Here is a 10391-nt window from a genome sequence, read left to right as displayed (position 1 = left end):
GGCGCACTCCTGCACAGCCGCGAGGCCTCGGTGATGATCGACGCGGTGAAGGCCGGCAAGGTTCTGGAGACGACGGGCGCGGGCGACAGTTTCGTCGGCGCTTTCGCCACGGCACTGGCCGACGGCAAGACAGCCCATGATGCCGCCAAGTTCGGCTGTGCGGCGGCGGGCATTTCGGTGACGCGGCTCGGCACCGCCCCCGCCATGCCAACCCGCGCCGAAATCGAAGCGCTGCTCGGCAACTGACTCAAATCCACATCACGGGAAAGCATTGTTTCATGTCCGGCATTTCGTCCTATCGTACCATGTTCAGCCTCGAAGGCCGCAAGGCCATTGTTACCGGCGGCTCGCGCGGCATTGGCAAGGCCCTGGCCGAAGGGCTCGCCGCCCATGGTGCCGACGTGGCGATCGTCGTGCAATCGACCGTCGACCGCGCCGAGGCGCTTGCGAAGGACATCCGCGCCGCAGGCCGCGACGCCATGGTGGTGAAGGCCGACGTCTCGAGCGAGGCCGATACGGAACGCATGGCGGAAGAGGTTGTGGCAAGGTGGGGCCGCATCGACATTCTCGTCAACAATGCCGGTATCGTGCTCCCGGCCCATGCCGATGATTGCTCGCTCGACACATGGCGGCGCACCATGGCCGTCAACCTCGACGGCGTGTTCCTCGCATCCCGCGCCGTCGGGCGTCACATGATCCGGCAGAAGTCGGGCAACATCATCAACATCGGCTCGATGTCGGGGCGCATCGTCAACTGGCCATTCCGACATGCCGCCTACAATGTGTCGAAGGCGGGCGTCCACATGTTCACCAAGGCGCTCGCCACCGAATGGGCGGAACACAACATCAGGGTCAACGCGCTGGCCCCGGGCTACGTCCGCACCGAACTGACTGAGGAGGTGCTGAAGGAGCACCCGGATGTGGTCAACAACATGTGGGCCAAGGGTGCCGTGCAGAACCGCATCGGCTCGGTCGAGGAGCTTGTGGGAGCCGCCGTGTGGCTCGCCTCCGATGCCGCCAGCTTCACGACGGGCGAGATCGTCACCATCGACGGCGGCCTCACGCTGCGCTGATCACTTACGGATGAAGTGAAGCGTCGAGTAGGGTGCGCGGAACGCCGCGGCCTTCGGGTTCATCATGTTGCTGGCGGATTGAGGTTGATGCAATCGCGTTCGTGGATGCGATGGTTCTCTTCCACGAAGCCGAGGAGCGCTTTCTCGTTCTCATCCACCGGAGGATAGGAGAAACGGGCTTGCGAAGGCTTCAAGGATCACCGTACGTTCTGCTGCTGTGAAACGGAGGCTCGTCGTGGGCAAGTGGCTCTGCATCTTGTCGGCTGCGAAATCGCAGTCCGTGACGAAGGCTCGCGCGCCCTCATCGTCTTTCTGCATGCGTCCAATGGCTTTGCGCACCAGCATTCGCGAACCGCACAAGGCTTCGAGATGCCCGACGAGATAGCCCGCATCCGCGAGACCTTCCGCACCCGCTGCGCCAAGCCTGAGCCGCGCCCGCTGCGCGTCACCTGAAACCTCGCGCCGGCTGAAACTGATTCCTCTCATGGCAATGCCAATGCCGGAGGACAGAAGGGGTGCGATCTCGGCGGCAAGCTCATCCATCGTATGCGGCCCGTCCCCGCCTTCACAATCGACGTCGTGCTTCATCGCCACATGCCGGGCGAAGCCCAGCGCATAGCCCGCAACGAACGGCGCGAACCCATCCGGAAGCATCCCATCAACCTGATCCGTCAGGGCGTCGACCGCCATGCCGGCCGCCTTGCGCAGCACCGCTGTCCGCTTGTCCGCGCCTGGCACAAGAGGCACCACCGCCAGCCTAAGCGGCGGCTTCCTCCGGTTCATGTTGATGTCACGCCAACCCATCCGTCACCTCTCGCATCGCCAACTGTCGCGGCACACTACCGGCGGACGCGACATCCGCCTGTCAGACAAGCTGCGTCACGAACTTCGTATTGAGATAGCTCTCGATCGCCTCGCTGCCGCCTTCGGAACCGTAGCCGCTGTCCTTCATGCCGCCGAAGGGTACCTCGGGGAGCGCAAGGCCCAGATGGTTGATGGTGAGCATGCCGGTCTCGACGCGATCCGAAATCGCAGCGACCGTCTTGGCGGAGCGCGTGAAGGCATAGGCCGCGAGGCCATAGGGAAGCCGGTTCGCCTCCGCGATTGCATCGTCGACGCCCTTCACGGGGATCATCAATGCGACGGGGCCGAAGGGTTCCTCGTTCATGATGCGCATGCCGCGGTTGACACCGCTCAGCACGGTCGGCTGCAGGAAGAAGCCGTGATTGCCGATACGCTCGCCGCCGGTCACGACCTTGGCGCCACTGGCGGCCGCATCGCCAATCAGCTCTTCCACGGCGGCGCGGCGGCGTTCGCTCACCAGCGGTCCCATCACGGTATCGGCCGCGAGCCCGTCTCCCACCTTCACGGCACTGGCGAGCGTGCTGAAGCGATCCACGAAATCATCGTAGACGCTCTCCTGCACCAGGAAGCGCGTGGGCGAGACGCAAACCTGCCCCGCATTGCGGAACTTGGAGAAGGCCAGCGTCTTGCTGGCGGCTTCGATGTCGGCATCCGCGAAGACCATCACCGGGGCATGGCCACCAAGTTCCATCGTGGTCCGCTTCATGTGCTGGCCGGCCATGGCGGCCAGGTGCTTGCCGACGGGAACGGAGCCGGTGAAGGAAATCTTCCGCACCGCCGGATGCGGGACGAGGAAGTTCGAGACTTCAGCCGGAACGCCATAGACGAGGTTGAGCACGCCAGCTGGCAGGCCCGCATCGGCAAAGGCCTGGACAAGGGCAGCGGGCGACGCGGGCGTCTCCTCGGCAGCCTTGAGCACGACCGAGCAACCTGCGGCAAGCGCGGCACCCAGTTTCCGCACGACCTGACTCACCGGGAAATTCCACGGCGTGAAGGCAGCGACGACACCGACGGGCTCGCGAATGGCAAGCTGCTGGACGGCCTTGCTGCGCGCCGGGATCAGGCGGCCATAGGTGCGCCGTCCCTCTTCCGCCAGCCAGTCGAGAATGTCGGCTGAGGATTGCAATTCGGCGCGGGCCTCGCCCAGCGGCTTACCCTGTTCCAGTGTCAGGAGTTTCGCCACCTGTTCCAGCCGCTCGCGCAAGAGGTCGGCGGCGCGGCGGATCACCTTGCTGCGCTCGAAGGCCGAGGTGTCGCGCCACAGGGCAAAGCCTCTTTCGGCTGCAGCAACGGCTACTTCGAGATCAGTCATCTCCGCACATGCCACCGTGCCAATCTTCAGGCCCGTGGCGGGATTGATGACGTCGATCGTGCGGCTGGCGGAACCCTCACGCCATGCGCCATCCACGAACAGCAGCGTCGTTGTCATGTCTCGAACTCCGATATTGAAAGACGGTGGTCCGTTTACAGCGCTTTGGGCAGTTGAGGTAGGATCAGAACGTCTTGCAGCATTGCATGGCCTGCTCCCGGCGATCCGACCGGGCTTGACGCGCGACAGAGTTGAAAACGCTTTCACCCCGGATGCCGCTCACAGAACAGACAATTTGCAATTGGCAAACGCCTGCGCCAACAAAAATCCCGTTTCGGTTCTGGTGGTTAACACTCTGTTAACCTTGTTTTTACAAACAGTAAAGAATTGACAACTGAATACAACCAGAGCTTTCCACCCCCGGGATCGGGCAGGTTCGGCACTCAACCGCAATGTTGGCTGCAGGCCTGCCCGGGCTGATCTCTTGCCTGGGTGGCGGCAGTCTCTGGTCGTGGATACCCGGGGACACGATTCTGAGACTGGTTTCGAAAAGAAGAGGATCGGGGTTCCTTGAACCCGGAGTCTTCTTTCGGACCTGGTCACAGAAGTTGGGAAAGACGTCATCCCGCCGGGCGGGTTCCCTGTTCGCCAGCTTTCTCCTGGCAGGCACCCTCCTGCCCCTGTCGATGCCAACAGCTGCACTTGCCGGTGATTTCGCGATCACCTGGGGCACGTCCCCCTATACATGGACATCCGGCGCGCTCGGTCCACAGACTTATGCTCTGACGGACCAATATGGCTTTCAGCTCAATGCCCGCCTGCAGATCACGCGCACGGGCGGCATCGCAGCCGGTGGAACGCCCGACGATCTCACGGGCTATGGCACCAATCGCAGCCTGCAATTGCAATGGAACGCCAGCAGCGGAAGCAGCGGCATCGGCCAGTCGACCAACACGGCTACGCTGGAAGTGCTCAACGGTGCCACCGCCTATCCGGTCGACGATCTCTCTTTCCTGATCACCGACATCGATGCCACCGACGCAAACGCCAGCACCGACGTTTGCGACTTCGTCACCGTGACCGGCAACACCGGCACGCCAACCCTCTCATATGTATCGGCGACGGCCGCCACGCGATCCGTCAGGATCGGGCCGGGTGCCGGCAGCGGTTCCACACCGACGCTGGCCAGCAACCAGGCACAGTGCATCTACAACACCGGTTCCACATCGTCGCCCACTTCAAGCAACAATGCAAATGGGTCGATCCGCGCAGCGTTTCCGGCGGGAACGCATACCGCCACCGTCGCCTTCGACGAGTCGATCGAGAATGTCTATGGCGTCACCAGCCGCAATGCCGGCACGCGCGGCATCGGCATCTGGGATACCACCGCCTTCTCGGTCGCCAATACCATCTCGCTGGCAAAGTCGACCCCGACGACCCGCTACACGGCTGCGGGACAGGTCATCACCTACACCTTCACCGTGACCAACAATGGCCCGCTGCCGATCAACACGGGCCAGAACATCCAGATCCAGGACAGCAAGATCGGGACCTTCACCTGCGGGACGATTTCGACTGCCATCGCATCCGGCGGAACCCACACTTGCACAAGGACCTATACCGTCACCGTCACCGACGTCTCAAGTAGCGGTGGCGTTACCAACATTGCGATCGCGGGCGTGGGTACCGGCACCCAGAGCTTTGCAACACGCCTTCAGTCAAACTCCGTTCAGGTCACGGTTGCCAACGGCGCGATCGACGCCGTCAACGACAGCTTCATATCCACGCCGATCAACGGCACCTCGGGCGGCACCACAGCCTCGGTCTTCACCAATGACACGCTCGGCGGCGCGGCCTTCGCATCCTCGGCGGCGATCCCGGCACTGACGTCGAACGGCGGACTGACGGGTGCTGCGCTAAATGCTTCCGGCACGATCACCGTGCCGCCGGGAACCACGTCCGGGAGCTATACCCTGACGTACGAGATCTGCGATGCCGCCTTCACCTCGGTCTGCGATACGGCAACCGCAGCCATCCTCGTGTCGGCCTCACCGGCAACGGGCGGCACCTCGTGCGTAGGCACGAACGTGGCCATCAACGGCGGCTTCGAGCTTCCCAATTACGCGGTCGGCCCCTCCTACCGTTTCGTGACGTCGGTTCCGGGCTGGACCACCACGGACTCGGCGATCGAGATCTGGGACACGGGCTTCAACGGCGTGCCCGCACACACCGGAGACCAGTTCGCCGAACTCAACGCCAACATTGCCGGCACATTGACTCAGCCCCTGGCCTCCATCCTGCCCAGCACGCAGGTCGACGTCTACTGGGCACACCGGGCGCGCGAAGGAACCGACACCGCGCGCCTCGTCATCAGCGACAATGGCGGAGGATCGACCGACTACGGAAACTTCTCGACCTCGACGGCGGCCTGGGTCGTGCGTTCGGCCACGCACGTCGCGTCGTCCACGGCAACGACCTTGTCAATGGCATTCACCGCCGTCAGCACCGGATCGGGCAACATCAGCATCGGCAACTTTCTCGACACAGTCGAGGTCTGCCAGACCTATGTCACGCTCGATAAGACCGAGCTCTCGCGCACCGACACCGATGGCTCGACCACCGATACGGCAGGAGACATCGTCACCTATCAATATGCGATCTCGAATCCGGCCGGCAACAATCGCTCGCTCGGGGCCGTGAGTGTGACCGACGACAAGCTCGGAACCTTCAGCGTCGCCACACCGCTTTCGGGCGACTCCAACACCAACGGCTTTCTCGATCCGGGCGAAACCTGGATCACCACTGCGGCCCACACGCTGACACAGGCGGACATCAACACCGGCACCCTGACGAACATCGCCTACGCCTCCGCATCGACCGGAACCAACACGCTCCAATCCGTCAACGATCAGGTCACGATCAGCTTTTCCACGGTGCCGCAACTGGCCGTGGTGAAGACGGCGGCACTCGTGAAGGCGCCCGGCAACACGCTTCCCGGCGTGGCACAGGCGGGCGACACCATCAACTACACCTATGCCGTCACCAACACCGGCAATCTCACCTTCACCAACGTCGAGATCTCCGACGTCCACAACGGCACCGGTACCTGGGTAGATCCCACGCATGTGTCGCTGACCGACACCGGAACGGCAAGCGACTCTCCCGACAGCAATGCGGACGCAACGATCTGGGGCACGCTTGCTCCGGGCGACACGGTGAATTTCGCCACGGCCTACACCGTCATCCAGAACGACGTGGATACGCTGCAATGATCACGGCACAGCGAATTGCAGTCGCACCCCCGCTTCGCTGCAAGGCCCGCAGGCCACAGCCAAAACCCCGCGCGCGCGCGCGATGCGGTCCATCGAGAAAGCTCGATCCACCCGGCAATGATTTGCGGCCCTTCCGAAGTCCGGGCCGCTGGAAACGCCAGGAATGAAACCCGCAACCCACACAGATTTCTCCCTTCAACCGAAAATCAAGATGAGCAATGACATGAACAACAACACCATCATCCCCTCCCATCCTTTCGCCAGGCTTGCCACCGCAAGGGGCTCTGTCTCCATTCTCGCCATGATGGCGCTGGTGGTCTCCTCGATGCCGGCCTTCGCCGCCATCGACAACACGGCGACCGCCAACGGCACGCCAACGCGCGGCACCTATACCCCGGCAACCGACAGCGAGAGCGTCGATGTGGCGCCGGCCGCGCGCGCGCTCTCGGTGAGCAAGTCCGTCGCTTCGGCAACAACCGCCGCCGGTGTCACCGGTGTGGTCGACACGGGCGACACGATCACCTACCGCTATGTGATCACCAACACCGGCACCGTGACCCTCACCAATGTGGGTCCGGTCGACACGGGACCGACCTTCAATGCCGTTGCGGGCGGCAACAGCCTCACGGCCTTCACCCATGCACCATCTGATGCTTCCAACACGAGCGGCGTGGTGCCGGCTTCCGTTGGCCCCGGCCAGACGGTCGTCTTCACAGCGACTTACACACTCACACAGCTCGATTACCTGCGCGCCGCCCAGGTGGATGATGGCATCGACAACTCGGCCACGGCCGAGGCGCTCGATGGCACCGGCACGCCCATCCCGCTCACCACGCCCGTCACGCCGTCGACTGTCGAATACGACATCCCCGGCGCGCCTAACCTGCAGATCACCAAGGCTGCGGCACTCACGGAGACAAACGGCAACACCTCCGACGGTCTCGCCGAAGTCGGCGACACCATCGTCTACACCTACACGGTCCTCAACACGGGCAACGTGGCGATGGGCGACGTGGCGATCTCGGACGACCACGAAAATGGCCAGCCGGGCGCTGTTGTCCTCAGCTCGCTTGCAGGTCCCTTCGGCACGGGCACGGGCCAGTGGGAAGTGGCGAACGATACCGGCGTGACGCCGACGATCGGAAGCAACAGCGATGACGGCACGGACGGCGACTTCGACGTGATCGCCGTCGGCGGCCAGGTCGTCTTCACCTACCGCCACGTCGTGACCCAGGCCGAGTTCGACTCTCAGTAAACCCCAGGCATCAGGAGAAACACCATGCAGAAGATCACTGTCCTGAACATCCGCGGGCTGAGCCTGTCGTGTTCGCGCCTGTCCCTTGCCGCCATCGCGAGCGCCGCATCGCTCACGGGCCTCACGACCTATGCTTACGCGGCGGGCTCCATCGACAACAGCGCCATCGCGTCGGGCAACTATGGCGGCAATGCCGTGCCATCGCAGCCTTCGACAGCAACTGTCCCGTTGGCCGATCCATCATTGCAACTCATTGTTCTGAAAACCGGTGTGCTCAATGACGGAGGCAACGGCCTCGATGCGGGCGAGACCATCACTTACACCGTACAGGTCACCAACGATTCGAACGTGACTGTTACCAACGTGACGCCATCGGAAGACAATATCCAGTTCGGCGCCACGGCGGGTGGCGGCACGTTCGGGGCCTTCTCGCCGCTGAACGCGGCGACCCTGGCACCGGGCGCGTCTACGTCCTTCACGATCGACTACACCGTGACGGCAGAGGACATCTACCGCGCCGCCGCCCTTACCGACGGTGTGCAGAACACTGTCGACATTGCGGCCACCGGACCGAACGCAACCCCTGTGACGGGCACCGACACCTCGCAGAACACCATCCCTGCGGATCCGGGCCTCTCTGTCGTCAAGACCGCATCGCTCGTCGATAGCAACGGCAACAACCTGGCCGACATCGGGGAGGTCATCAACTACGAGTACGTCGTCACCAACAGCGGAAACGTGGCGATCGACGACGTGGCCATCAACGATACGCACGAAGGAACGCTCATCGGCGCCGGCCTGATCCTCGAAGTGGCGACGACATTGGCAGATGGACCGCTGGCCACATCGGCCGACCCGTCGCAGACGGGTGCCGCTGACGGAACGTGGGACCTCCTCGGACCGGGAGCCGCCGTCACCTTCAGGTATGCCCATACCGTCACGCAGACAGAATTCGAGGCTCAGTAAGCCACGATCATTCAGCTGACCTGAAACAATGGCGCATCTGCGACAGCAACCTGAGGCAGGCCGCAAGGCCGGCGGGAAACGCTTGTTTTCCCGCCGGCTTGCCGTGGCCCTGCTGATGCTGGCGCAGACGCAACCAACCCTTGGCGCCATCGTGAACGATGCGGTGGCGACAGGCAGTTTCGAGGGCGCAGCCGTGACATCGGCGGTTTCCTCGGTTTCGATCGACGTCTCTCCCGCCGAAACCGTGTTCACCGCCGTCAAGGCCGGCACCTACCAGGACAGCGACGGCGTGCCCGGCACGACGGCGGGCGACACGATCTTCTACACCGTCTCGATCACCAACACCGGCAACATGCCCTTGACCGGCGTGCGGGTCACCGACCCCATGATCGAGATCGCCTACACCACAGGCGACATCGCCAATCCGGGCACATTCGATCCCGGCGAGACATGGGTTCACACCGGAACCTACGTGCTGACGTCCGATGACATAGCGACCGAAGGCGGCGGCGATTCCGACATCGACAATAGTGCCACGATCGAGACCAGCGAGCTGCCGCCACGCGTGGTCGATGCCGTGGTGCCGCTCACGATCAATCCCGCAGTGGCAACCGTCATCGGCACGGTGTTCGAGGACCGCAACGGCAATGGCGTCTTCGATCGGGGCGAAAAGCCTGCGGGAGCGGGCTATGTCGTGGACATTCTCGATGCCAGCGGCGCGGTGACCGGCAGCGCCATCACCGATGACAACGGGACCTACTCCGTCACCCTTCCGCCGGGGACGGCCTATCGCATCGTCTTCAGGAGACCGGGCGGACCGGTGCTTGGCGAGATCACCGACCTCGACCTGCCGACCGGGCAGACAATTGTCGACCAGAACATGCCTATCGATCCCTCGGGCGTGGTCTACAACGCACTCACCCGCAAGCCCGTTTCGGGCGTGACCGTCACGCTCACCAGCAGCGCGGGCGATCCGCTGCCGGCGGCCTGTTTCCTCATTCCGTCACAACAGAACCAGGTCACCAGAAATGACGGGCGCTACCGCTTCGATGTCATCCCTGGCGCCTCGGCGTCGTGCCCCGCCGGCCAGACCGAATACCGGATCACGCTGACGACGCCCGCGGGCTATCAGCCTGGACTGTCCACGCAGCTTTTGCCGCAACCGGGCATTCTCGATGCCGAAACCTGCCCGCCCGACGCCATCCCCGGCGGCGCCTGCCAAGTGACGGACAGCAGCGCGCCACCAACTGGCAGCGCGCTCTACTGGATCGCCTTCCTGTTCGGAACGGGCGACCGCGACATCGTCAACAACCACCTGCCGGTCGATCCTTTGGTTAATGTCACCAAGGGCTTCACGAAGTCGGTCCTCGACAAAGAGATCAGGCGCGGCGAACGCGCGGCCTATGTGATCGAGGCAACGGGCACCACGGTTTCACCCGCAACCATCGTCGACGTCATTCCGCCCGGCTTCTCATACGTGAAGGGCAGCGCGCGGGTGAACGGGACCAAGGTCACGCCGGAGATCGACGGGCGGCGCATCATCGCGACCGGGCTGGCGCCCGATGCCGATGGCCGCATCAGGCTGGCACTGACGCTCATCGCGACGGCAAGCGTCGCCACCGGCAGCCACACCAACACGGCGCAATTCATCG

8 protein-coding genes are annotated in these 10391 nt (G+C 63.6%); 6 read left to right on the top strand and 2 right to left on the bottom strand.

The window, feature by feature from the left end:
• The coding region (locus ACEW8Q_RS19640; protein WP_373505755.1) for a PfkB family carbohydrate kinase at nt 1–246 on the top strand (246 nt) is incomplete at its 5' end.
• Between the two features lie 32 nt (nt 247–278).
• Nucleotides 279–1073, top strand: coding sequence for an SDR family NAD(P)-dependent oxidoreductase (locus tag ACEW8Q_RS19635; RefSeq protein WP_373505754.1), 795 nt, complete (start codon nt 279–281; stop codon nt 1071–1073).
• A 150-nt stretch (nt 1074–1223) separates the two neighbouring features.
• Here ACEW8Q_RS19635 and ACEW8Q_RS19630 read toward each other — a convergent pair whose 3' ends face one another.
• Together ACEW8Q_RS19630 and ACEW8Q_RS19625 are read right to left on the bottom strand one after the other, a co-directional pair.
• Complete coding sequence (locus tag ACEW8Q_RS19630; RefSeq protein ID WP_373505753.1) at nt 1224–1856, bottom strand: hypothetical protein; 633 nt, start codon at nt 1854–1856, stop codon at nt 1224–1226.
• Between the two features lie 82 nt (nt 1857–1938).
• Nucleotides 1939–3366, bottom strand: a complete 1428-nt coding sequence (locus ACEW8Q_RS19625) for an NAD-dependent succinate-semialdehyde dehydrogenase (RefSeq protein ID WP_373505752.1) — start codon at nt 3364–3366, stop codon at nt 1939–1941.
• A gap of 566 nt (nt 3367–3932) precedes the next feature.
• Between ACEW8Q_RS19625 and ACEW8Q_RS19620 the strand changes: the two genes are divergently transcribed.
• The 4 genes from ACEW8Q_RS19620 to ACEW8Q_RS19605 all read left to right on the top strand — a co-directional run.
• Nucleotides 3933–6518: a beta strand repeat-containing protein gene (locus ACEW8Q_RS19620; protein ID WP_373505751.1), complete on the top strand. Its 2586-nt coding sequence runs from the start codon at nt 3933–3935 to the stop codon at nt 6516–6518.
• A 223-nt stretch (nt 6519–6741) separates the two neighbouring features.
• Complete coding sequence (locus tag ACEW8Q_RS19615) at nt 6742–7773, top strand: hypothetical protein (RefSeq protein ID WP_373505750.1); 1032 nt, start codon at nt 6742–6744, stop codon at nt 7771–7773.
• Nucleotides 7774–7797: 24 nt separating this feature from the next.
• Complete coding sequence (locus ACEW8Q_RS19610; RefSeq protein WP_373505749.1) at nt 7798–8739, top strand: hypothetical protein; 942 nt, start codon at nt 7798–7800, stop codon at nt 8737–8739.
• Between the two features lie 82 nt (nt 8740–8821).
• On the top strand, nt 8822–10391 hold a 1570-nt coding region (locus ACEW8Q_RS19605; protein WP_373505748.1), incomplete at its 3' end, for an SdrD B-like domain-containing protein.

The organism is Aestuariivirga sp. (assembly GCF_041738905.1).
Taxonomy (GTDB): domain Bacteria; phylum Pseudomonadota; class Alphaproteobacteria; order Rhizobiales; family Aestuariivirgaceae; genus Aestuariivirga.
The sequence above is the reverse complement of the archived record's forward strand: the minus strand, read 5'-3'. Positions and strand labels throughout refer to the sequence as shown.